This window comes from Hymenobacter seoulensis, from assembly GCF_054780535.1.
In genome coordinates this window covers 38166-62616 of sequence record NZ_BAAGWD010000006.1, presented here as the reverse complement: position 1 = coordinate 62616, position 24451 = coordinate 38166, and the positions used below count along the sequence as shown (strand labels likewise).

The 24451-nt window shown below is 59.9% G+C and carries 13 protein-coding genes; 8 read left to right on the top strand and 5 right to left on the bottom strand.

Annotated elements, in window-relative coordinates:
* Positions 1-841: 841 nt before the first annotated feature.
* From ACYVHC_RS19180 to ACYVHC_RS19170, 3 genes are all read left to right on the top strand, one after another.
* Positions 842-1258, top strand: a complete 417-nt coding sequence (locus tag ACYVHC_RS19180) for a hypothetical protein (protein ID WP_460615417.1) — start codon at positions 842-844, stop codon at positions 1256-1258.
* Positions 1259-1300: 42 nt separating this feature from the next.
* Positions 1301-1732, top strand: a complete 432-nt coding sequence (locus ACYVHC_RS19175) for an STAS/SEC14 domain-containing protein (RefSeq protein ID WP_460615416.1) — start codon at positions 1301-1303, stop codon at positions 1730-1732.
* A gap of 315 nt (positions 1733-2047) precedes the next feature.
* Positions 2048-2863 (top strand): DUF547 domain-containing protein, encoded by an 816-nt coding sequence (locus ACYVHC_RS19170; protein ID WP_460615415.1) that lies wholly within the window; start codon positions 2048-2050, stop codon positions 2861-2863.
* Positions 2864-3035: 172 nt separating this feature from the next.
* On the opposite strand, the gene ACYVHC_RS19165 is transcribed toward ACYVHC_RS19170, so the two are convergent.
* On the bottom strand, positions 3036-3374 hold the full coding sequence (locus tag ACYVHC_RS19165) for a hypothetical protein (protein ID WP_460615414.1): 339 nt from the start codon (positions 3372-3374) through the stop codon (positions 3036-3038).
* A gap of 707 nt (positions 3375-4081) precedes the next feature.
* Between ACYVHC_RS19165 and ACYVHC_RS19160 the strand changes: the two genes are divergently transcribed.
* The 4 genes from ACYVHC_RS19160 (at position 4082) to ACYVHC_RS19145 (ending at position 10713) form a co-directional block, all read left to right on the top strand.
* Positions 4082-6529, top strand: a complete 2448-nt coding sequence (locus tag ACYVHC_RS19160) for a TonB-dependent siderophore receptor (RefSeq protein WP_460615413.1) — start codon at positions 4082-4084, stop codon at positions 6527-6529.
* Between the two features lie 12 nt (positions 6530-6541).
* Complete coding sequence (locus ACYVHC_RS19155) at positions 6542-7690, top strand: PepSY-associated TM helix domain-containing protein (RefSeq protein WP_460615412.1); 1149 nt, start codon at positions 6542-6544, stop codon at positions 7688-7690.
* 899 nt (positions 7691-8589) lie between these two features.
* Positions 8590-9465, top strand: a complete 876-nt coding sequence (locus tag ACYVHC_RS19150) for a YitT family protein (RefSeq protein ID WP_460615411.1) — start codon at positions 8590-8592, stop codon at positions 9463-9465.
* A 279-nt stretch (positions 9466-9744) separates the two neighbouring features.
* A complete protein-coding gene (locus ACYVHC_RS19145) occupies positions 9745-10713 on the top strand; it encodes a glycoside hydrolase family 43 protein (protein WP_460615410.1) in 969 nt (322 codons plus the stop codon).
* Positions 10714-10778: 65 nt separating this feature from the next.
* On the opposite strand, the gene ACYVHC_RS19140 is transcribed toward ACYVHC_RS19145, so the two are convergent.
* From ACYVHC_RS19140 to ACYVHC_RS19130, 3 genes are all read right to left on the bottom strand, one after another.
* Positions 10779-12332: a glycoside hydrolase gene (locus ACYVHC_RS19140; RefSeq protein ID WP_460615409.1), complete on the bottom strand. Its 1554-nt coding sequence runs from the start codon at positions 12330-12332 to the stop codon at positions 10779-10781.
* Positions 12333-12501: 169 nt separating this feature from the next.
* The gene (locus ACYVHC_RS19135) at positions 12502-14040 is read right to left on the bottom strand and encodes a RagB/SusD family nutrient uptake outer membrane protein (protein WP_460615408.1); all 1539 of its coding nucleotides are present in this window, start codon (positions 14038-14040) and stop codon (positions 12502-12504) included.
* 22 nt (positions 14041-14062) lie between these two features.
* Positions 14063-17167, bottom strand: a complete 3105-nt coding sequence (locus ACYVHC_RS19130; protein ID WP_460615407.1) for a SusC/RagA family TonB-linked outer membrane protein — start codon at positions 17165-17167, stop codon at positions 14063-14065.
* Between the two features lie 592 nt (positions 17168-17759).
* Between ACYVHC_RS19130 and ACYVHC_RS19125 the strand changes: the two genes are divergently transcribed.
* Positions 17760-19649 (top strand): glycoside hydrolase family 35 protein, encoded by a 1890-nt coding sequence (locus ACYVHC_RS19125; RefSeq protein ID WP_460615406.1) that lies wholly within the window; start codon positions 17760-17762, stop codon positions 19647-19649.
* Positions 19650-19814: 165 nt separating this feature from the next.
* Here the strand turns inward: ACYVHC_RS19125 and ACYVHC_RS19120 are convergent, their stop codons facing one another.
* Entirely contained in the window at positions 19815-24113 is a 4299-nt protein-coding gene (locus tag ACYVHC_RS19120) for a hybrid sensor histidine kinase/response regulator transcription factor (protein WP_460615405.1), read from the bottom strand.
* Positions 24114-24451: the final 338 nt, after the last annotated feature.

Genomic DNA, 24451 nt, shown 5'->3' with positions numbered 1-24451 from the left:
AGTCCGCTGCTCTTATCTTACGGTGTATATATGTATAAATAGAAAAGTAGAGAATTACCCAAGTGTATATTTTGATGGTGGAATAGTAGGTTCTATAGTGTCTTGATTACTAAAAACTTAATGAGGAGGTGGTGGATGTAAAGGGATCTGGAAAATCTGGTTTACAGAGTCGTAGAATATTCCGCAAAACGAACAAACACTAGAATTGATACGTAACAGTGTCGCCACCAGTACCACAGTCGCTGTCGCAGAGTGGGAGGGCTCAAACGGGAATCCAAGTCAGTCAAGTAAGCGAAATTACCCATGCCGACTAGGAGCTGCTCGATGCTATGATCCTAAGTAGGGCAATCCAATTAACAGGTAGCTGTTCGAGCGGAAAAACGGGTATAAGGCTGATGCAATACCCAGGCGAAATGAGTTAATCCAGCTGATGAAGGGTGGAAAACAGCGAACTAAACCGCGTTGATGGGATAGGTAAGTTGTGGTAGGGGAGGGGGTAAGGCGCCAAATATGGGTCTTATAAAGTGTGAATGTAGTAGCCGATATCCTCCGTTGAGCACATCGGAATGAGGTATGAAGAGAGGGTATAAACTGCCGATAACTTCAGATAAGCAGGCCGCGACAGGCCCGCGGGCGTACAGGATGCCAGAGGAAGTATCCTGCTATCTGGACAAGTTTGCCACCTAGTTATGGGCGACGCCGCGTTCGGGTAGTGGCATTTCCTAGGGGGGCAGAGTTTATCCGGCTGCACCGTAGTACCTTTAGCAACGACTACCCACCAACTCATCCTAAGCAAGGCTGTGTCCTGGCTCGGTACTTACTAGCCAGTCCTTTTTCATTTATGTTCCATCCAGAAGCCCGAATTTACTTTCAAAACCCTGCTGGCCGATTAATTGAGCATCCTGATGGATACGTGCTGTTCGAATACTCCCCCGGTCCCCGCGTGTTGTCGGATTTGCAGGCGCTCTTAACCCATACCAGCGTGCTGCTGCGCCGTAATAACTGGAACAAGCTACTCGGCGACCAGCGGCAGATGTCGCCTTACACCCCGGAGGAAAGCGCTTGGATCGTCGATTATTGGCTGGATAGCTCCCGGCAGCGCCCCGAAGGAATTTACGGCGCGGTCTTATTGGCCCAGGACGTATTTGCCCGGCTTACGATGTCCCAGGTAATGGGGGAGGCCAAAGCCTCCACTCTTACCTACCGGGTTTTCGATCAAGAAGAAGACGCTGTAGAATGGCTTAAACAGTTATCTTAAACTTCAGGTTACCAGCCGTTTTACACTCCATATTCCTCGCTCATGCCCACTGAACTACTCAACGGATTCGGTAAAGTATACCTCACCACCGAATATGATGCCTCCGGTCCGTGGGTGTACAATAATTGGATCGGCTACCAAAGCTTGCCCGGAATTATAGCCGGAGCCGATGCCTGCCTGCTGCCGCTACGGGAGCACGCCTGTACCTGTCTGCTCAACGATAACCGCCAAGTAATTGGGCCCTGGGACCATGCCGTGGAGTGGATTGTGAGTGACTGGGCGCCCCGGGCCACCGCCCAAGGACTCACCCACTTTGCCAACGTAGTGAGCCCCGAGTCCATGGCTGCGCTTTCGGCGGAGGCCATGCAGGTGGGATTAAGCGACCGGCTGCAGATGCGAATGTTTGACTCCATTGAGCAAGCCCAGGCGTGGCTACGCCAGATGCAGCAATCCACCAAAAACCGCTTGAGCTAACGCTAAAGCTTGGTTTTACTTACCGGAAGAGTTGCCCCGACAGCAGTGCCTAGTAACCTGATGCAGGTTACTAGGCACTGCTGTCGGGGCCTTGACCCAAGGGTGGTTCCGGGCCATTGGCCATGCCCGGAGGACAAGGAGCCGGGTGCAAACCCAGCGGCAAGCGCGCGGTTACTAGGCATGCAAGCCCTAGCAAGTGCCCTGAAGCTGCGCGAGCCGGATTGGCGTGCACAAGTTTGAAATCAGTACAGAAGCATCCAATCGAAACGCCGGTACGTAGGTTGGGCGCCCCGAAGCCGGGAAATTGTTTGCCGTATGATACACCTGCTCCCCCGCGTCATTCTTTCCGTTTTGCTTCTGGCGATGCTGCTGGGTTGGCCCCAATCCGGCCGTAGCCAATACCTGCGCTATGTCAAGGACTTAAACCCGACGATGGCCGGCACCAAGCCGCCGTCGCATGCTGCCTGGGATGCCCTGCTGAAAAAGCACGTGGATGAGCAGGGCCTGGTAAACTACCGGGCTTTCCTGACCGACTCCAGCAAGCTCAGCGCCTACCTGAAGTCAGTAAGCAATACCCTGCCGAATGCGCAGTGGAGCAGAAATGACCAGCTGGCGTATTGGCTGAATGCTTACAATGCCTTCACCATTCAGCGCGTGCTGCGGGGGTATCCGGTAAAGTCCATCCGGGAGCTGGGAGGCGATAAAACGTTGGTGAATACGGTTTGGGATCAGCGCTTTATTCGGCTGGGCCAGGAAAAATACTGTCTCAACGACCTGGAGCAGCGCCTGATCCGGCGCCAATTCAGCGGCGAATACCGGGTGCATTTTGCCCTGGTTTGCGCCGCTGTATCGTGCCCGAAGCTGCGCCGGGAGGCTTATATTGGCAGCCGGCTTCCGCAGCAACTAGAGGAGCAGGCCCGGGACTTTATCAACGACCCCACCAAAAATCGGCTTGCACCGGCCAGCGCACCTCAGGTTTCGGAAATCTTCAGCTTCTACCCCGCCGACTTCCAAAAGGAGGGCAATACCCGGCAGAAAGTTTTGAATAAGTACGCAATCGGCCAGGCGGTTGATGCCAAGGCCAAGCTGACGTTTCTGCCCTATAACTGGGCCCTTAATGCTCAAAAGTAGCCTAGGTCATTAACGGGTTGTCAGACGCCAAATGCAATCCCTGGCGTTGTTTCTAGCGCATAAAATCCAGCAAGCGCGCTGGCCGATAAACTACTGTTGCGGTTAAGTGCCTTTGGGAGGGCAGTAGGTCTCGTGCAAAAAATCAGCTCACACCCGGCTGGGCCGTTTACTGCTATTTTACCGATACCGTAGTGACTGCCCCCGTCTGCTTATCAACGCGGAAAGCAGCTTTGTTGGGCATCCGTCCGGCCCAATCGGTGCGCGGGACCAGCACCTGCCAATGATCCTGTACATCCAGGGCACGGGCCGAATCTACCTGAAACAAGGAGGCATTGGACTGCTGCTGCACGTAGCGTGTAACGGCGGCCAGCGCCAACTCTTCAGTGGGGGCCGCAGTGGTACTTGGAGGGGGAGGGGTGCTGGCCTGGGTTGTTTCGGCGGCCGGGGGAGGGGTGGTCTGACAACTGCTGATTAAAGTCAGGAGCAAAAGCAGTAGGAGGGATGTTTGCATCGCAGGGGTTGCCCAGTAGTAGGAACCGGAATTCCCGCTAAGGCAAATTATTAATGGTAAACGCGGCTGGAAGTGGCCGACCGTTTGATGGCCTCCGCTCCGGTGAATCCCGTCAAAGATACATTTCTACCCGGACTGGGCCCCTCATGCGCACGAGAGCTCCCCGAGATCACCCAGCCCCGTGACCACCGGCGCAACTACGAGCCGATTTACCGGATGGCAAGGGCTGGCCGCATGGTATCGATTGCCAGCGCTGCTTTGTAGTGCCGTATACCTACAACCTGATGTGTCCGGGCCAGGTCCATACTTGGGAACGTAGTGGGGTGCCCGCGGCTACTGGCTTATAGTAAAGCAGGAATTCTTAGCCCAGCACCCGGCCCCGGTGGCCCTGAAGGAACGGGTCTTTGGGGGTTAGGACAGGGACGATCGGCCGTGGACAGCACGGGGGCGTTTGAAGATTGCGGGCCGCAATGGGGAGGTTGGTAACAGAAGGGAGCTGGTGCCGCTTCGATTCAGCCCGGGAATAAAGTAGCAGGGCGGCTTCCTATACGACCAGTAGCCTTGGCAAAAATAGGTAGACAAGGCCTTTTTATATTTATTCTAAATAAGCTTGACGACAAGCTCGGCAGTACATATTTTTGCCAATATTTAGATCCATTCTAAGCAAGCAATACTGCTTGGTTGTCACCCGCCCACGCCCGATAAGCATGCGTTTTTCTCCGCTCTGCCTAACCCTGACCCTGGGTCTCGCGCTTCCCGCTCAAGCTACCTCACTTCCTACCGCCACTCATGTCGCTCCAGTTACCGGGGGGCAGGTGCGCGGCACCATTCGTCAGGCCGACGGCCGACCGGCCGAGCTCGTAACCGTGGCCTTGAAAGGCACCACTCGCGGCACCACTACCGACGAGAAAGGTGCCTTTGTGCTGCGCGGCGTGCCGGCCGGAACGTACACGCTGCTGGCTACTGCCATCGGATTTGCTTCCGCTGAAGTCACGGTAGAAGTGCGTGAGAACGAAGTCACGGCGGTGCCCGAGCTGCGCCTGACCCCGAGCCCGAGCGAGCTAAGCGAAGTCACCGTGACCGGCCGCAGCTACACGGCCTACAAGCGCGACGCTACTAACCTGGCTACCCGCTCCGAAACGCCCCTGCGCGATATTCCGCAGAGCGTGCAGGTGTTGCCCGAGGCCGTGCTGCGCGACCAGCAGGTGCAGCTGTTGCAGGAAAGCATCCGCAACTTTGCCGGCATCACCCAGTTCGGCGGCTACAACGACTTTAATTTGCGGGGCTTCCGGTCCACTACCGGCAACTTTGCCCTGAACGGGCAGCGCCTGGGCGGGTCTTCCTACACGCCCCAGCCGACCTATAACCTAGCCAGCGTGGAAGCCGTCAAGGGCCCGGCCTCGGTGCTCTACGGCTTTGCGGCCCCCGGCGGCATCATCAATCAAACCACTAAGCTGCCCGAGGCCACGGCCCGCCGCGAGGTGCGCCTGACCTACGGCAGCTTCAACCAGCTGCGCGGCGTAGCCGACGCCACCGGTCCGCTCACGGCCGACGGCAAGTGGCTTTACCGCGTGGTGGCCGGAGCCGAGCGCACCGACCACCAGATGCGGGACTGGAAAACCCGCAACGTATTTATCAACCCGTCCCTGACGTTCCGGCCCACCGACCGCACCGACCTGACGCTGACTACCTCGTATTTTCATCAAAACGAGGACGGCGGCACCTGGTACAACCGCGGCATCATGGCGGTACCGACTGAGCAAAACCCGCAGGGCGACCTAGGCGTGCTGCCCCGGGACTGGAGCCACCACGACAGCAACGACCGGGGCTACGACCGCATTGCTAACACTCAGTTTCTGGGCCAGCACCGCATTTCGGACAACCTGAGCGTGAATCTGCTGGCCCGTTACAGCTACTACAACTCAGTGCAGCAGTACCACCATGTCACCCGCGGCAGAGGTGGGGTGCCCACCATTGATAAAGCAACGGGCACTATTAATCGTCACTTCCGCGACTTCGACAACGTGACGCAGGATGCGTTTGTCAATGGCTACCTGACGTGGAAAGTGGCCACGGGGCCCGTGCAGCACACCGTGCTGGCCGGCCTGGACTACGGCTATTCGGCCAACGGCTACGACTACGCCCAGAGCTACGACGGCGTGCCGGGCCTCAACATCTTCTCCCCCCAGTACGGGGTGACCGATCGCCGGGCCTACCGGGGCGAGGGCTACAATGCCCGCTACGACAACCCTACCCGCTTTATTGGCGGCTACGTGCAGGACCAGCTTACCCTGACCCCGCAGCTCAAGGCCGTGCTGGGGTTGCGCTACGACACCTACCGCAGCACCAGCCTGGACCAGGACCGCACCGAGCAGGTCAGCGACCCGGCCGCCGCCGTCATCATGACCCGCGACACGTCAACGGCCTCCGCCTTCGTGCCCCGCGCCGGACTGGTTTACCAGCCCCTGCCTGAGCTGAGCTTCTACGGCTCCTACAGCCAGAGCTTTGAGCCGCAGTACTCCAACCTGCCCCGCTCCGGCGGGCCGTTTGACCCCGAAACCGGCCGGCAGTGGGAGGTGGGCGCCCGCACCGAGCTGCTGGGCCGTCGCCTCATCGGCTCGCTGGCCTTCTACCGCATTCAGAAAGTCAACATCCTGACCACCGACCCCACGGACCCCGACGGGCAGCGGCAGATTGCCGGCAACGAAGCTACCAGCAAGGGGATCGAGGCGACCCTGACCGGCCGGGTACTGCCGGGCCTGAACCTTATCGCTACCTACGCCTACAATGAGGCGCGCATCACCAAAAACGGCAACTCCAAGCAGCCCTACGGCTCACCGTGGTTTGAGAACGCCCCCAACCACGCGGGCAACGTCTGGGCGGTGTATACCGTGCCAACAGGAACCCTGCAGGGCCTGGGCCTGGGGGGCGGCGCCTACTACGTGGGCAAGCGCTACAGCTTTGATTCGGGCTTCTCCATTCCCGGCTACCGGACCTTCGACGCCGTGGTCAACTACCAGTTCAAGCAGGTTTCGCTGGCGTTGAACGCGTACAACCTGGCTGACACGCGCTACTACTCCGGCGTTTTCTTCCGCGACATCGTGTGGGTGGGTAACGCCCGCTCGTTCCGCCTGACGGCCGGCTACACGTTTTAAGAAGCTCCCCGCATGGCCCGCTCCCCGTTCACCCGCCGCTTGTTCACGCTGCACAGCTGGCTGGGCCTGGTTACGGGCCTGCTGCTGCTGGTGGTGAGCCTGAGCGGGGTAGTGCTGCTGTTCGAGCCGGAATTGGACCACGCGCTCAACCCGCGCCTGCTGACGGTAGCGCGGCCCGCTACCCCGCGCGCCTCCCTCGACGGGGTGATGGCCGCCGCCCGCGTCCACTTTCCGCAACCCGCTTACCTGCGTCTGCGCCGCCTGCCTCGCACCACGACGGAGGCCGTGGAAGTAAGCGTGGACCAGCCGGACCACTCGTGGACGCTGGCTTACTTCGACCCCTATACCGCCCGCTACCTGGGGCAGCGCAACGCCCGCGAGCATTTATTTGGCTGGCTGCTGGGGCTGCACTACAGTTTGCTGGCCGGCAAAGGCGGGGAACTGGTGGTGGCTCTGCTGGGCGTGGCCTTGCTGCTGAGTGTGGTCACCGGGGCTGTCGTCTACCGCAAGCACCTGCTGCCCGTGCTGCTGCTGCGCCAGCGCATCAACTGGAAGAATGCCCACACCGCTGCTTCCGGCCTGCACCGGGTGGTGGGGGTCTGGGCCCTGGTCTTCAACCTGGGGATGGCCGGCAGCGGGGCCTGGATGCTCCGCGCCGCCTTTCTGCCGGAGACCTACCAGTCCGAAGCCGAAAAGCCGTTGCGGCCCCAGCCCCTGGTAGCGGTGTCGCTGGATTCGGTGGTGCGGCGGGCCGAAGTTGCCCTGCCGGGGCTGGTAGCCCAGGGCCTGGTATTGCCCCGCACCCCCGCCGATACGGTTATCAGCGTGCTGGGGCGGCTGACGGACCAACCCCTGTACGGCGACTTCAGCCAGACCGTGGAGCTGTCGGCGCGTACGGGCCGGGTGGTAACCGCTGCTGACGTTCGTGGGGTGGGGGTGGCCGAGCGAGTTGAACTGGTGGCGTTGACGTTGCATTTCGGGCAGTTTGGCGGTCTGCTGCTCAAAGCGCTGTGGACGCTGGGCGGACTTTCGCCGGCCCTGCTCAGCCTGACGGGCTTTGTGCTGTGGCGCCGCCGGACCAGGCCCAGATCCAGACCCCGCGCACTAGGCCCCCAGCACGTGCGCCTCCGGCAGCCGGCCGGAGTCGGACCGGGTCGGTAGGCCCAGCGCGCGCGCCTACCTGATCTGCAGGTAAATCTGCAAGAATCGACCAAAAGCTGGTAAAACTGGGCTCGCTCGGCAAAGCCGCGGCTTTTCAGGTCAGGGTAATTCGGTCAGATAGTGGCGGCCAGCGGCTAAGCGGGGCCACGCCGCTCGGACCATAGGGGGGTTGATGGATCTACCCTTTCACCCTGGGGCTGCCGTGGGCGTAAATCGCGGCTTTCATTCGTAAAACACCTTGCGGGGAGAAAAGCATTCGGAAGACTTCTGTTGCTCGATTAGCGCTGCCACCCGCCTAGCTGGGGGGCGGAAATGGTGTTTTAGACGCTGCTTTTCAGGAATCTTTCCCAGTGTACGCTCGCTTCTACCGAGCAAGGGGTGAGCTCAAAATCAGCGTGTTGGGGTGGCACCACATACTCTTAGCCGGAATTTCTATTCCTACTATTGGGCTACCCCTGTCAATTGGATAAATGGTGAGCAATCTGCCTTTGCTTGTCCGTAGCAGAAGGAAAGAAGTTCAATACAAGCTACCCTAAGCCTACCACACATCGGTGGGAGCCACGCCGGCCATCAGCGAGTTGTGCAGGCTGTTGCCCGTTATCGTTAGCTTGATGGCTACTACTTCTCTACTTGTAGAATACTACATAATACTACTAATAGAACATTACACCAAGCCTAACTGATTTACAGTAAACACAGGTGTTCGCCGTATAGCTGGCTATTTAGCCAGCCAAATAGGGGGGGTAGAGTTTTAAAAAAGGTAGTTTTAGCCAACTTTACCGCAATCAGGTCAGCGGACCAGAAAAGAAGCGAGAGTGGTAGTTGCTTTTTCTAGATCGGAAAACGCTGTAGCGTAAGCTCATCTGCTAACATACCTGCCTGATTCTTAAGTTCTTTCTATGAGTTTATCAGTAAAACAGTTTCGGAATACGCTTAAAAACGTCGGGTTTATTGTGGCCGGCATCCTGTCCGCCGGACTGGGATTAAAAGGCTTTCTGCTCTCGAGTCACTTCATTGACGGGGGCGCCACGGGCATTTCCATGCTGCTGTCAGCGGGATTGGGGCTGCCGCTGTCGTGGGGGCTGCTCCTGATCAATCTGCCTTTCCTACTGCTGGGCTATAAGCAAATGGGGGTGCGCTTCGCCATCAAAAGTGCCGCCGCTATTGCCGGCCTTGCCTTGTGCCTGGTGGTAGTGCCCTTCCCTGACCTAACGCCCGACCTGCTTATTACGGCCGTGTTCGGGGGAGTATTTATTGGCGCGGGAATCGGGCTGGCCATGCGGGGCGGGGCCGTGCTGGATGGCACCGAAATCCTGGCCCTGCTCATCAACAAGAGCACCCCGCTGTTGAAAGTCAGTGATATTATTCTGATTGTCAATATTTTCATCTTTGGCGTAGCGGCCTTTGTCCTGGGCCTCACGGAAGCGCTGTACTCAATCCTGACCTACGTTTCGGCCTCCAAAACCCTTGATTTTATCCTGACTGGTATAGAGCAGTACACTGGCGTAACGATTATCTCGGAGCGCAGTGAAGACATTCGGGAGGCCATTACCATCCAACTGGGTCGAGGGGTAACGATCTACAAAGGGCAGAGTGGCTACGGCAAGCGGGGTGAGCAGCGGGAGGAGCGCAATATTATCTTCACCGTGGTGACGCGCCTAGAACTACCAGGCCTCCGCGAGGAAGTGAAGCGCCTGGATCCGCAGGCGTTCATCGTTCAGCATAGCGTGGATGATGCCGTGGGAGGTATGCTGAAAAAACGACCTTTGCACTAACTAAACAGGGTTGACAGCCAGTGCTACGGCTGAGCTGATCCCGACGAGTAGATCAAATCAAGATTCGCAAGAAAGCCCCCAGCCAGCCCATAGCGGGTTAGCTGGGGGCTTTCTTGCGAATCCAGGGCGTTAATCTGACGGATTTACCCCCCGACGCCCCTCTAGCATGCGCCTACCTTGCCTTCATCAAATGAGGTCTTACCATACCCAGGCGTTATGCGGCTAACTCCCCTCCCTAAAATGAAAACGCTCAGGGTGCTTCTCCTTGGGTGCCTAATAGTGCCGGCTGCCGTCCAGGCCCAGCGGACTCCTCCGCCACCCGTTCGAAAGAACATACCTCTGGACTCCATCGCCCTGAGCGACCCCTTTATCCTGCCCGATCCGAAAACCAACCAGTATTACCTGACCGGTACGGGGGGCATGCTCTGGAAAAGTAAGAATCTAAAAACCTGGGATGGTCCCTTTCCGGTAGCCCAGCCCGATCCTACCTCCTGGATGGGATTAAAGCCGATGATCTGGGCCGCTGAGCTCCATGCCTATAAAGGCAAGTACTATTACTTCGCCACCTTCACCAATCCAGCAGTTTTTATTGACACGGTGCAGGGCATTCCGATAGAACGCCGCGCCAGCCACGTATTGGTCGGCAATCGACCGGACGGGCCTTTTGTGCCCATGAAAGACGCTACCTATCTGCCCGCTAACAAGCCCACACTGGATGGGACCCTGTGGTGGGACACGAATCGCAAGCCGTACTTGGTGTATTGTCACGAATGGCTGCAGAACTTAGATGGCACAATTGAGAAGATTGAGCTGAAGCCTGACCTGAGCGGAAGCGTGGGGGAGGGTAAAGTGCTATTCCGAGCTAGTTCTTCCCCGTGGAGCCGCGAAAAAGAGAAAGACAAGAACGGGCAGGAACAGCCCAATAAAGTAACGGACGGACCCTTTCTCTTCAAAACCAAAACCGGTCGGCTGGGCATGCTCTGGACCAGCTGGATTTATGATGCCTATACCCAAGGCGTAGCGTATTCCGCCAGCGGCACGCTGGATGGGCCCTGGGTGCATGAGCCGACCCCCATCACGCCACCAAATTATGGCCATGGTATGCTGTTTCACACGTTTGAGGGCAAGCTGCTGATGGCTGTGCACAGCCACCAGGACATCAAAGGCCATTTCCACCGCATCCCGCGCCTGTTTGAGGTAGATCTGTCGGGCGACCGATTGGTGCTCGGCAAACCCTATATACCGTAAGCACCGCGGGCTCCTTGCGCTAATACCAACCGCCCCCGCCGACGATCCGGCGGGGGCGGTTGGTATTAGCGCAAGGGGCTCACCAGCGTCGTGATGGACTGGGGGCCCACCTGCAGGATGCCGGCGGCGGAGGGCGCCGGGGCGGGTTGCAGGTTGCCAGTGGCGGAGGTCACGTACACTTTACCGGCTTCTAACCGGCCTTGAGTTACCTCCATTCGCAAGGAAGCAGCAGTAGCCGCTTCGTTGACGATTACCGTTATCAACTGCTTGCCATCAGCACTGCGGTAGGCCGACACCAGGGGAGCGGCGGCAGTAGTCCCGGTCACCTCAGCCGGCAGGCGGACCGCCCCCGGGCGCACAAAGCGGCTGTAGTTGCCCAAGGCCCACAGCATTTTACTAGGGTAGTAGGAACCGTCAACCTTGTTTTTATCGACGTACACCAGGCCATCTTTGTAGTCGTAGGGGGAAACAGCCAGCCACCACTGCCAGGCCGTAGCTTGCGCGACCGTTAAATCAGTATGGATGACCCGCGCCATATACAGGGCCGGGGTAATACCGAGGTCCCGGGGCCCCCCATTGATTTCGCCGGCGTTGTCGCCCAGAATGCAGTATTCCGACTGCCAGAACGCTAGCTGTGGTACCTGTGCTACCTGAGCAGCTACCTCCCGCCGGGTGGCAACCAGCTGGCTTTGCGGAGAAGTAGTAAAGTAGCTGTGGCCGGCGATGATAGGTGCCACCTGGGGGGTCTGGCCCAGGTAGGTAGGCGCCGCCGGATTCGCAAAAAAGGCCGCCAGCTGATTGCCCTGGTTTGGCTTGTCGGAGGGGCTAGTGAGGTAGTCCAGCTTGCCGGCTTCCGCAATAAGTAGTTGCGTGGGCAGCTTACGCTTCACCAAAGCGGAACTCAAGGCTTTGGTGATGCCCGCAATTTCTTCGTTGTAGAAGGGGGTGCCCTCCTGGCCGCCGTCGCTCCAGTCCCACTGGGGTTCGTTGACGGGGCTGAGGTAGTTAAACAAAATGCCGGTGCTCTTTCGCACCCCTTCTATCATATGGGCGCAGTACTCGGCCAGGGCCGCGAATTTTTCCGGGGTTAGATTGGGTTGTTTCGCAGTGGCAAAGGCTTTCCCATTGCGAGTCAGCGAAACGGGTGGGCTATTCAGAAACGCCAGAAACTGACCGACCCCCCGCCGGCGGGCAGCCTCCATAAACCAGCGCTGGCCGCTTAGCTTTCCCCAATCATACGTGCCGGCCGGCGTGAGAAACGATTCGGCGCGGCGCCACTCATCCTTAATACCGCTTTGCTTCCCCTGTTCCGCGCTGCCCGCCCCCAAGTTTACCCGCCACATAGATAGACCGATGCCTTTCGGTTGTCCGTCTTTCCCGGTTTCCGTACTAAATAACAGATCGGCAATGGCCTCTTTTTTCGCCTGGGGCCAGGTGCCTACAAACTGACAAGCCCAGGCATCGGAGGCCGCGAAATTGGCAATGGTCTGCTGGGGCTGCTGCGGGTCGATACGGACGGTGAGTACAGCAGCCGACGATTGACTTTGAGCAGGAAACGCCAGGGCCATGAGCAGGCCCGCAGCCAATGCGCGCGCTGCCGGGCGGAAACAATGGGTCATAAGGAAAAGCAGAATCTGGTAGGATACACAATGTCGGGCTTCCCAACGTACCGGTTGCCTGTTGTAAGCGCCGCTAGGAGAGGCTCGAAAAGTCAACTTACCAGTGCTGGGGTACCACGCCAGCGGAATTCTCCGGCATGATACCCCAGCGTACGGTACGGTAGATAACCTAGTAGCCCGGGTTTTGAGTTACAACGCCCCCGGAAAGCTGGATCTGGTTGGTTGGAATCGGAAACAGGTTGTTGGTTTCCGAAATCTGGTCTTTCAGCTTGCCTTTGTCATACGGGTCGGTGCTGGTAAGCTGGGCGGCATTAAAGGCCTTGATTACTGCTACCAGCCGCTTCTGGCGCACCAAGTCATAGTAGCGGTGACCTTCCATGGCCAGCTCCAGGCGACGCTCCAGCCAGATGTCGTCCAGCAGCTGGGTTCCCGAGGAAGTACGGGGTAGGACCGTGCCGGGCTCCAGGCGGTTGGCGCGGGCCCGCACTTCATTCAGGGAGCTTAACGCTTTGGCCTCCTGGTTCAGGCGGAAGGAAGCTTCGGCGTGCATGAGCAGCAGGTCGGCGTAGCGCAGCTCAATGCGGTTGAGGGGCGAGTGCTCCCGCTCGTTGGCCGGGCGCTCCGCCCGCTGCAAAAACATCTTGCGGCTGGTGCGGCCCGACTCGTTTTCCGAGGGCTTGGTATCGTAGTTCGAGTAATCGAAATTGGCCGTCTTGGGTCCCACGTTGTCGCCCTGCTTGATGATGGTCCACTTCAGGCGGGGGTCCTTTTCGCGCAGGAAGGCTTGCTCCAGATTACTGGAGGGGGTGTTAAAGCCCCAGCCCCCGTCGGCGCGGCTGCGCATGACCTCGGTCAGGGCCGTGCCCAGGTTAAAGGTTTGGTTGGCGCTGTAGTTAAGCTCGAAGATGGACTCGCTGCCATTGGGGTTGTTGACGCTCCAGATGTTCCTGAATTCCCCGCTCAGGTTGTACTGCCCCGAGTTGATGACGGCTTCGGCCGCCTGCTGGGCCGGCGCCCACTGCTCGGTAAACAGGTAGGCTTTGGCCAGGTACGCCGTAGCGGCCCCTTTGGTGGCCCGGCCCTTTTCGGAACCCGCCCGCGCGCTTTTCTCCGGCAGCCCGGCCGCGGCCTCCTGTAAATCCTTGATGATCTGAGCGTAGCACTCGGCGGTGGTGGAGCGCGGAATAGCCAGTGCCTCCTGGGGGGCTACCGGGGTCAGCACCAGCGGCACGCCGCCGTAGCCTTTCACCAGCTCAAAGTAGTTGTAGGCCCGAATGAATTTTACTTCGGCCAGCAGCTCCTGCTTGAGAGCAGCGTCGATGGGGGCCTGTTCAATGCCAACCAGGGCCGAGTTGCAGTTGCCAATGGCTTGAAAAATAAAGGTGTAGCGGTTGTCAAACCATTCGTTGTTGGGCAGCCAGAAAAAGCGGGCAAAGTCCCCGAACTCGCGCTGGTCGCCGGCAATGGCATTACCCTTCCAGGCGTCGTCCGAGCCGGCATCGCCAAACATGCGGCTGCGGTCAATTTTCCACCAGTCATCCTGGTCGGATAAGGCATAGCACCCCATGACGGCGGCTTTGCACTCCTCGGCATTGGTGTAAAAGTTGGCGGTGGTTTGCTGCCCGTTCGGCAGCTGGTCCAGGAAGTCCTCGCAGCTTTGCAGGCTCAATCCCAAAACCAGGCTTAGGTATACGCAGTATTTTTTCATGACAGTGGCGGGTGGGAAGGGGTTAGAATGCGATGTTGGCGCCAACCAGGTAGGTGCGGTTGGTGGGGTAGTTGCCCAGGTCGACGCCGCGGTTTAGAGCCGAAGCCCCGTCGGTGTAGGAGCGGCCGTAGCCGATTTCCGGATCCAGGCCGTCGTACTTCGTGATGGTCAGCAGGTTCTGCCCGCTCACGTAGAGGCGCACGCTGCCCAGGTGCAGGGCGCTGGCCACTCCCTTGCCGAAAGTGTAGCCCAGCTGCAGGTTGCGCAGGCGGGCGTAGGAGCCGTCCTGCACGTAGAAATCCGAGAAGCGGGTCAGGTTCTGGTTGTTGTCGTTGGCCGCGATGCGGGGCACCTCGTTGGACGTGCCGGCCCCGTGCCAGGCCTGGTCTTCCAGCCCGGCAATCTTGTTGTAGTTATAGCTACCCGAATACCACCAGCCCTTGTTGGCATTTACCAGGTCGTTGCCCAGGCTGCCCACTAGGGCGGCCTGCAGGTCAAAGCCCCGGTAGCCGGCCGAAAGGTTTACGCCGAAGGTCAAATCGGGCGTGGGGTTGCCAATAAACTGCTGGTCCTTGGCATCAATCAGGCCGTCCCCGTTTAAATCCGTAAACCGGAAGTCGCCCGCCACGGCGCCGGGCTGGATAACCTTGCCATCCGCACTGCGGTAGCTGTCCACCTCGGCCTGCGACTGGAAGATGCCCGCCGTCTGGTAGCCGTAGAAAGCTCCCACGTAGCCGCCTTCTTCCGTTTTGGAAGGCCGGCCGAAGATGGGCGTATTGCCCGAGTACAAGGCCTGGCCGTTGGCTAGCTTGTCAATCCGGCTGATCGCGCGGGTAGCATTTACGCTCAGGCCATACGTGAACAGCCCCTCCGCCTTGGCGTAGCCCAGGGTAAAGTCAAAGCCATTGGTGTGCATGCTCCCCACGTTGGTGATGGGGCTGTTGTAGCCTGCCCCCACGTGCGCCGGAATAGCCTGATACATGAGCATGTCGGTGGTGTTGCGCCGGAATACGTCCGCGGTCAGGGTGAGCTTGTTGTCAAACAGGCCCACATCCAGACCCAGGTCGTAATCTTCCACCGTTTCCCACTTCACATCGGTGTTAGGCACGTTGCTTTGCACCACGGCTACCTGCTCCTCGCGCTCCTCGCCGGTGACGTAGTAGGTTTTGGCCAGGGTGCCGATAAAGGCCGTGTTGCTGATGTTCTGGTTGCCTACCCGTCCCCAGCTGGCGCGCAGCTTCAGGAAATTGAGGCTTTCCAGAGAAGACATAAAGGCCTCGTCAGAAATCAGCCAGCCCGCCGACAGGGAGGGAAAAGTACCCCAGCGGTTGCTTGCCGGGAACACCGAGGCGGCATCGCGGCGCACGCTGGCGGAGAGCAGGTAGCGGCCCTTGAAGTCGTAGGTAACGCGCCCAATCAGCGAAGCAATCGTGTTGGTGAACGTGTTACCGCTCGCGTTGTAGTTGGCCGTGGCCGCGTCGAGAAAGCGCAGGCTGGGGTCGTTGCTCGGAATGGCCTGGCCCGACGCAGCCTGGGTCCGGGTGTTGAATTTCTCCAGGGTCACGGCCCCCAGCCCCGTCAGGTTGTGGTCGCCCAGAGTCTTGGTGTAGGAAAGCGTGTTGGTATTGTTCCAGTAAATCCCCAGGTTGTGCTCCCGCCGCACGGAGTTTACCTGGTTGCGCTCGTTGGCGTCGATGGTGTAGAAGGGGCTAAAGGCGTTGCGCTCGTAGATGTTAGTGTTGGTACCAAAGCGCGTCTCCGCAATCAGGCCGGTCAGCAGCTCGTAGCTGGCAAAGATGTTTCCCACCAGGGTGTACTGGTTGCGCTTGTCATCATTGCGCTCCACTGCGGCCAGGGGGTTGCCCACGTCGGTGGGCGAAGCGCCGTAGTAGTCGTAGGGGTTGCCCGAGGTGCCCGGCACCCGGGGGGAGGTGATGGGGTCATCGTTGAAGGCATCCCGAAACAGACTCCCGCTGTTCAGGTAGTTCTGGTTGGTCATCGAGAGGGTTAGATCCTGCCCCACCTTCAGGCGCTTGGCCGCCTGGTACTGCGTTTTCAGGCGCAACGACAGCCGGTCAAAGTCGGAGCCGCGGACCAGGCCCCGCTCCTTGAAGTAGCTGAGTCCGGTGGAGTACTGCACCTTGTCGCCGCCCCCCGATAGGCCCAGGGAATAGTTCTGGGTGATGCCTCGCTGGGCGATTTCCTTCCACCAGTCGGTGGTTTGGGTAAACGACTCCGGATTGGGATATACCGCCGGCAGGCCGGAGTTGCTGGCCGCCAGATTCATAATGCGGGCATACTCGCTGGCCGAGGCCATGTTGGGCAGGCGGGTGGGGTTGGAGACCCCCGTGGTGGCATCTACCGTCAGCACGGGCTCACCGGTCGCCCCGGCTTTGGTTGTAATCAGGATAACCCCGTTGGCGGCCCGCGAGCCGTAGATAGCCGCCGAGGCCGCATCCTTCAGCACCGAGATGGTGGCAATGTCCTTGGGGTTAAGAAAATTAATATCGTTGACCGGCAGGCCATCCACGACGTAGAGGGGGCTGTTGCCATTAATAGTCGACAAGCCGCGAATCAGAATTTGCGGAGTTGCGCCGGGCTCCGATCCGGCCCCTACTACCGTGACGCCCGCGGCCTTGCCCTGCAGGGCCGTGCCCACGTCGGCCACCGTGAGCTTGGCTAGCTCCTGGCCCTGTACCGTGGTGACGGCGTTCGTGACGGTGCGCTTTTCCTGGGACCCGTAGCCGATAACGACTGCCTCCTCCAGCTGCAGGGAGTTCTGGGTTAGCTTAATCGTCAGGGTCGTCTGCTCGCCCACCACAATTTCCTGGCTGTTATACCCAATGGAGGACACCACCAGCCGGGCGCCGGTAGTGCCTTCGGGCAGGCTCAGGGAAAAGCGGCCATTCTCATCGGTGGTAGTACCCACGGACGTGCCGCGGAGCACCACCGTAACTCCCGGCATGCCCACCCCTTTTTCGTCGAGCACCGTGCCTGAGATAGGGGTAGCAGCCGCGGGGCTTTGCTGCACGGGGGCGGGGAGGGCCGCGGAGCCGGCTTCCACCGCCATGGGGGCTACTGCCAGGGGCAGCAGGGCGCCGTAAAGGAGAATAGAGGGTGTTTGCATGGGTAGCGAAACTTGCGGCAGACCAGCGCCTGCCTTGGTGGGAGAAGGGGAGATGGAACGGGTAGGCCTGGGGAGCCAGCAATACCCGGGCTGTGGCGAGCGGGGCTCGGAAGTGGGATAAAAGTACTTGTCCTCCCCAGCTCCCTAGGGCGCTGGATCAAGCAAAAAAGGGACACTTTTTCGTCAGGACGGCGTATTCGCCGGGCCAGCGTATAGCCCGTTTAAAACGGTGCTTTCTTGCCGTAGCAGACAATAAGCACGGAACCCTTAGGCCCGCCTGCACTGCTCCCTCAGGCCGATAAGGGACTAATATGCCCCCTTTCTTAGCAGAATTTAGGCCCGTAGCCCTGCTTGCATGGAGTCTACCTTTGGGCACCTGACGATCCGGACTGCTCCTTCTCCGGTAGCGCTGTTTACCGCCTGCTTTGTGCCCCAGTACAAGACTTGCTAGCCAGAGCCAGTTACACTCCTAGCACAAGGAGGTCACTTCGAATCCAATCTCCGGCCGCTTGGCCGCATCAAAGTACAAAGGGGTAGCAGCTTACTTAGGTAAGCTGCTCCACTAACTCATAACTCACTTTATAAGGAAGCAATGATAGGGAAGTATATAGTAGGGGCACTGCTACTCAGCAGCCTGGGTTTACCCTTCGGGGGGCAGGCCCAGACCCGCCCGGCCACCGCGCGCGCGGCGGCGCACACCTTTACCTTAGGCGACGAGCAGTTTTTATTGGATGGCAAGCCGTTTCAGATGATATCCGGGGAGCTGCACTACCCCCGGGTTCCCCGGGAGGCGTGGCGGCAGCGGATTCGCATGGCCAAAGCCATGGGCCTGAACACCATCGGCACTTACGTCTTCTGGAATGTGCACGAGCCGGAGCAGGGAAAGTATGACTTCTCCGGCAACCATGACATTGCCGCCTTTGTCAAGATTGCCCAGGAAGAAGGCATGTGGGTGGTGCTGCGCCCTAGCCCCTACGTGTGTGCCGAGTGGGAATTTGGGGGCTATCCGTACTGGCTGCAGAAGGACAAGGACCTGAAAGTCCGGAGCAAAGACCCCAAGTACCTGGCGGCCTACGGCCGCTACCTCAAGGAAGTAGCCCGGCAGCTGGCCCCCCTGCAAGTAAACCACGGGGGGCCGGTGCTGATGGTACAGGTGGAAAACGAGTACGGTTTCTACTCCAATGACCAGAGCTACCTGGCCCTTAACCGGCAAATGTTTGAGCAGGCGGGCTTTGATGGGTTGCTTTACACCTGCGACCCCGCCGACAAAGTAAAGGACGGCCACCTGCCCGGCCTGCTGCCGGCCGTGAACGGCCTCGACAAGCCCGCCCAGGTAAAGCAGCTCGTGCGGCAGTACCACGGGGGCAAGGGCCCCTACTATATTGCCGAGTGGTACCCGGCGTGGTTTGATTGGTGGGGTACTCCCCACCATACCGTGCCCGCCGCCCAGTACGCCCCCCGCCTGGATTCGGTGCTCCGGGCTGGTATCTCCATTAACATGTACATGTTTCACGGGGGCACCACCCGCGGCTTCATGAACGGGGCCAACTACAAGGGCGACTCCACCCACTTCGAGCCCCAAACCAGCTCCTACGACTACGATGCCCCCCTGGACGAAGCGGGCAACGCCACGCCTAAGTTTCTGGCGTTCCGGCAGGTGATTGAAAAGTACCTGCCCGCGGGCACCAAGCTGCCAGCCGTTCCAGCCCCCAAGCCCACGATCAGCATCCCCGCCATCACGCTGGGTGCGCCGGTCAGCGTGCTGGAGGGCCTGCCCAAGCCCGTGGCCAGCACCACGCCCCAGTCCTTTGAGGAGCTGAATCAGGCCTACGGGTTTGTATTGTACCGCACTACCCTGCCGGGTGGCCGCACGGGCACCCTCCAGCTCAAGGACCTGCGCGACTACGCCATTGTAATGGTAAACGGACAGCGGGTGGCCGTACTGGATCGGCGCAAAAACGAAGATCAAACCGAAATAACCCTGCCAGCCGGTACCGTGACCCTGGATATTCTGGTGGAAAATCTGGGCCGGCTGAATTTCGGCCCTTTCCTTACCCAAAACCGCAAGGGTATCACCGAGTCCGTGCGCTTTGCCGGCACGGAGCTCAAGGGCTGGCAGCACTTCCGCCTCCCGTTCAGCGATGTTTCGACGGCCGCCAAAGCAACCACGAAGCCCACGGGCAAGCTGTCGGGTCCGGTTATGCGGCGCGGTTCCTTCAGCCTCGCCCAGCCCGCGGATACCTACCTGGACATGCGCCAGTGGGGCAAAGGTGTGGTCTGGATCAACGGGCATAACCTGGGCCGCTTCTGGGAAGTAGGTCCCCAGCAAACCCTCTACGTGCCCGCGGAGTGGCTGCGTAAAGGGTCCAACGAGGTAGTTGTGCTGGAGCTGCTCAAGCCCGAGCAAAACAAACTAGCCTCCCTGCAGAAGCCCATCCTGGATGAGGTGCACGCTGAGAAAGAGGCCAGAAAAGTGGAGTAGAGCCGCCAAGGCTTTGCACTCGCCGCCTGCCGAATAAGCAGCCTAAAACTTGTGGGGCCCGCCTTCCGCTAACGTACTTGTCGTTAGCGGAAGGCGGGCCCCACAAGTTTTAGGCTGCTGACTGGGCGCTACGGACATGTTTACCTTATAGCTATCTGTCTCCTGCTAGTCGTGCGACGTCACCTCCGGGCGGGTTTGGCGGTGCTGGCGGATGTATTCGGTGGGCGTCATATTAAAGATACCCTGAAAGGCTTTGCGGAAGTACTTGACGTTTTCAATCCCCACCTCAAAGGCCACCTCGGATACGCGCATGGGCGTGGAAGCCAGCAGCTGGGCCGCCCGTTTGATGCGCACATCCCGAATAAACTCCACGGCGGTCTGCCCCGAAATACTTTTAATGCGGCGGTAAAACACGGACTGGCTTAGCCCCATTTCCCGGACCAGTACCTGCACGCTAAACTCCGGGTTGTCGAGGTTTCGTTCGACTACGGCCATGGCACCTTCCAGAAACAGGCGGTCGGCGTCGGCCACCACAATTTCCGTGGGCTCCAGCAGAATGTGGCGCTGGTAAAACTCGTGAAGCTTACGGCGGTTGCGCAGCAGGGTGTCGACTTTGGCCCGCAGAATAGTGGGGTTAAAGGGCTTGCTGAGGTAGTCGTCAGCGCCCATGCCCAGGCCCTCCAGCTCGTGGGTTTCGGCGGTGCGGGCTGTGAGTAGCACCACCGGGATGTGAGCGGTTTTGGGGTGTTGCTTTACGCGGTGGCAGAGCTCCAGTCCATCGCTGCGCGGCATCATCACGTCGCTGATAATCAGGTCGGGCAACTGGCTGAGGGCTTGCTCCCAGCCCTCTTCGCCGTCGGCCGCCGTCAGTACGACGTATTCAGGGGCTAACAGCTCGCGCAGGTAGTCGCGCACCTCGTCATGATCTTCTACGACCAACAGGCGCAGGGGCCCGGTAGGGGCAACGGGAAGTAGCGGCTGGGCTGCCGCTTGCTCCGCCGTATCGGCGGGTTCGGGGAGCTCAGGAGTTGCTTCTTCGGGTGGAGTCGCTTCTTCCAGCACCTGCGGGGGGGCTTCCTGAATGTCCTCGGGCTTTAAGTGGGCCTGGCCGAAGGGCAGGCGCAGCTCGAATGTGCTGCCCACCCCGACGGAGCTGGCCACACTCAAGGAGCCGCCGTGCCGCTTGGCAAACTGCTGGGCCAGGGAAAGGCCAATGCCCGTGCCCGTCATGCGGAGCGTGTCGGTGTGGGAGGCCTGATAGTAGGGGTCAAAAATGTGCTCCAGCTCATGGGGCTTGATTCCCACGCCCGTATCGCTGACCGTAATTTTCAGGTAGTTCCCCGTCAGTCGGCCGCCGCTGTACTCGGCTTCGGCGGTTGGGTCGCCAATTGGCGAAGCCGTTAGCTGTACATTGCCCTTGGTGCGGGTGTACTTAAAGGCGTTGGCCAGCAAGTTGGAAAGGATAATTTCCAGCTTGCTGCGGTCCAGGTACAGGCGCAGGGGCTGGGCCGGCACGTCGAGGGTGTAATCGACGGCGCGCTCCGCGGCTTTCAAGCGGAACATGCCGTACACGTCCCGCAGGAAGGGCACCACGTCGGCCCGTTCGGCCCGCAGCGGCACGTTGCCCGTTTCTACCTTCCGGAAGTCCAGCAGTTGGTTGACCAGCTCCAGCAGCTTCTGGGCCTGCCGGTGCATGAGCTTGATTTTGTCGCTCAGGCCGGCCGCCGGGTTGGGGCTTTCCATGATATCTTCCATGGGCCCCAAAATCAAGGTGAGCGGCGTGCGCAGCTCGTGGGAGACGTTGGTGAAAAAGCCCAGTTTGAGGGCCGTAACTTCCTGCTCCTTCTCCTTTTGGAAACGCTCCAGGGCTACTTTGTTGCGCAACTCCTGCTGGGCAATCTCCACGCGGCGATACAGCAGCATCAGCCCCCCCGCCAGGGCCGCGTACAGGGTATAGGCCCACCAGGTTTTATACCAGGGGGCCTGCACCTCAAACCGAATGGTGGCCGGCTGCGGGGACCAGGCGCCTTCTCCGTTGCTGGCTTTCACTTCAAACGTGTACTGCCCTGCCGGCAGGTTGGCAAAGGAGGCGGTGCGCTGCCCGGGAGCAGGATGCACCCAGTCGCGGTTATAGCCCACCAGGCGGTAGGCGTAGCGGTTTTTCTGGGGGTTGGCGTAGTTCAAGCCCACGAATTCCACGGAAAAGTCTTTTTCCGACGCCCCGATAGTTACCGTTTGGGGCTGGGACAGCGGCTGGGCGAGCACCACCCGGCCGTTGAGCTCCTCCCCCACGCGCACGGGATGGTTGGCGATGCGCAAGCCGGTTATCTGCACCACGGGGGGGTAGGGGTTGGGGACTATGCTGCGGGGCTGGAAATAGCTGATGCCATTAATACCCCCAAAATAAAGCGTGCCGTCCTGTGCCCGGGCCGAAGCGCCAATCTTGAAGGCGTTGCTTTGCAAACCGTCTCCCACGTCGTAGCGCAGGTATTGGCGGGTTCCCGTGGCAAAGCGGTACAATCCGGTTCCCCCAATCCACAGGTGTCCGTCGTCATCGGCCTGAATGCTTTCCACGTCGATTTCCGGCAGCCAGCGCCGGTAGCTGCGAATCACTTCCCGGCCCTGCGCATCCGTCTGCAGCTGGTGCAGGCCGCCCCCGATGGTGCCAATCCAGAGGGCTCCCTGGCGGTCCAGCAACAACGGCCACACGTAGTTTACCGCCAGCCCGGAGCTGGCGCCGGGGGTGTGCTTGAAGTGCCGGAGCAGCTGCACCGAATCGGGCGTTACGCGCAGTTTGAGCAGCCCTTCGTCGGTGGTGCTGGCCCAGAGCACATCCTGGTTGCGGTCGTAGAGTAAGTAGGTAAAGTTGTTGGTGGGCAGGGCCCGGCCGGCGGTTCCGTAGGCGCTCAGGAAGGTTCCATCCTGGCGAAGGCGCACCAGGCCCTGCGTGAACGTGGCCACCCACAGGGTGCCAAACCGGTCCTCCGCCATACTTTCCACACTGGTGCTGAGCAGGTTTTGGCCGTTGGGCAGCTTGGTGTAGGAAGTAAGCTGCTCCCGCCCGCCCTGCCGAACCAGTTTTTTCAGCCCCGACTCCCGGGTGCCAAACCAGAGCGTGCCGTTGCTCGACTGAAAAATGGTGGCTACGTCCTCGCCCCGAATCGGGCCCGCCCAGGGCAGGTCCAGGTAGCGGGCGCGCGCTAAGTCATAGGCCGACACGCCGTTGCGGGTGCCACTCCACAGGATGTTGCGGCCCTCTTCCTTGTAAATGGCGTTGACATAGTTGTTGGGCAAGGTAGCCTGGCCCATCAGTTGGCGCCGAAGCCGGCCAAACGGCTTCTGCCGCAGATTCACTTTGTTTAGCCCCCCCGCCGAGGCGCACAGCCAGACCACCTGGTTGCGGTCTTCAAAAATCTGGTGAACGCGCTCCGAGTTAATGCTGTAGGGCTCCCCATCTTCGGGCAGCAGGCGAGTAGGGGGACCGGAGCGCAGGGGAGGAGCGACGGCGGTGGCCCGATTGGACTCCCACACGTACAGGCCATGGATAGTGCCCACCCACAAACGGCCAAAGGAGTCGAGCAGCAGGGATTGTACCTGCTCGTAGGATTGCGGAAGCTGATGGGCCGTCAGCTCCCGGGCCTGGCGGCGGTGGGCGGCACTAATCCAGTATACCTGCTGAATGGTGCCCACCCACAAGTCGCCGCGGGCATCCAGGTGCAGGGCCCGTACCGGCTTGGTTAAAGTTGTAGTCTCGGCCAGTAATTTATTCCCGCCCGGGCGTATTACGCAAAGCCCCAGCGTGTTGGTGCCGACCCAGATCTGCCCTTCCGCATCACAGGCTAGGCTGCTGATTTGCAATGTTTCAGGGCCCCGCCCCGCCGGGAACTGCACTTCTCCCAGGGAGAGCAGTTGCCCGCGCGCATCAAAGGTGAATACAAACAGATCCTGGTGGGCGGTACCCACCCAGAGGCGGCCCTGACGGTCAGAGGCTATGGCCACCACACTTTCCTGGGACAGGCGCCGCAGCTGGGCCTGGAATCGAGCCGGCACCTGCGCCTCATTATAGGTTAGTAAGCGGTCAGCGGCGGCGTTATACACACTTAGCCCCGTGCGTTCCGTGCCCACCCAGAGCCGGCCATCGGGGGCGGCGTGCAGGACCTTGATGCGGTTGGCCGAAATGCCATTCTGCTGATTTACCGGCAGCCAGTACTGTTTCAGGGAGTAGCCGTCGTAGCGGTCGAGGCCCCGGTTGGTAGCCACCCAGATAAAACCCGCCGGGTCCTGGGCCACGGCCATTGCATCGCTGTGTGAGAGGCCCTGGTCGACGGTTAAATGCTCAAACCGAAAATCGGCCGGAGGGGTCTGTTGCGCGTAGGCCGCCGGCAAAAGCAACAGCAGGATGATCAGCAGCAGTCCGGCCCGGATCAGGGAAAGCAAAAACACAAAGCGCACAAGCAAGGACAAGGCAAAAGTAAGCGAAGAACAGCCGGACCCCCTGGGGCGGCGGGGGCCAGCCAAGGCTGCAGGGCCGGCTCTAAACCCAGTCGCCGCTACCCCCTTACTACGAAAGTAACATTCTCAGCAGTATTTACCCCGCCGGTTGGAGCGTTTCTGCCAGCAGGCGGGGTAGGGCCGAAATTGCCCCCTCATTTTGCCGAATTAGGACCCCGGGGTGGCTTCCCCCGGACGTACTTTTAGGGTATTAAAAGCGCCGCTGTTCCTGCAACGCCAGGGGAAACAGGCGTACCTGCCGGGGGCAGATCCCGAGGCAGGAGCAGAAGAAGGCAGTCGCCCCACCGGGT

Bases quoted from the DNA above. Each gene is read 5' to 3' on its own strand.
- ACYVHC_RS19180 (WP_460615417.1), top strand. From the start codon at position 842: ATGTTCCATCCAGAAGCCCGAATTTACTTTCAAAACCCTGCTGGCCGA.
- ACYVHC_RS19175 (WP_460615416.1), top strand. From the start codon at position 1,301: ATGCCCACTGAACTACTCAACGGATTCGGTAAAGTATACCTCACCACC.
- ACYVHC_RS19170 (WP_460615415.1), top strand. From the start codon at position 2,048: ATGATACACCTGCTCCCCCGCGTCATTCTTTCCGTTTTGCTTCTGGCG.
- ACYVHC_RS19165 (WP_460615414.1), bottom strand. From the start codon at position 3,374: ATGCAAACATCCCTCCTACTGCTTTTGCTCCTGACTTTAATCAGCAGT.
- ACYVHC_RS19160 (WP_460615413.1), top strand. From the start codon at position 4,082: ATGCGTTTTTCTCCGCTCTGCCTAACCCTGACCCTGGGTCTCGCGCTT.
- ACYVHC_RS19155 (WP_460615412.1), top strand. From the start codon at position 6,542: ATGGCCCGCTCCCCGTTCACCCGCCGCTTGTTCACGCTGCACAGCTGG.
- ACYVHC_RS19150 (WP_460615411.1), top strand. From the start codon at position 8,590: ATGAGTTTATCAGTAAAACAGTTTCGGAATACGCTTAAAAACGTCGGG.
- ACYVHC_RS19140 (WP_460615409.1), bottom strand. From the start codon at position 12,332: ATGACCCATTGTTTCCGCCCGGCAGCGCGCGCATTGGCTGCGGGCCTG.
- ACYVHC_RS19135 (WP_460615408.1), bottom strand. From the start codon at position 14,040: ATGAAAAAATACTGCGTATACCTAAGCCTGGTTTTGGGATTGAGCCTG.
- ACYVHC_RS19130 (WP_460615407.1), bottom strand. From the start codon at position 17,167: ATGCAAACACCCTCTATTCTCCTTTACGGCGCCCTGCTGCCCCTGGCA.
- ACYVHC_RS19125 (WP_460615406.1), top strand. From the start codon at position 17,760: ATGATAGGGAAGTATATAGTAGGGGCACTGCTACTCAGCAGCCTGGGT.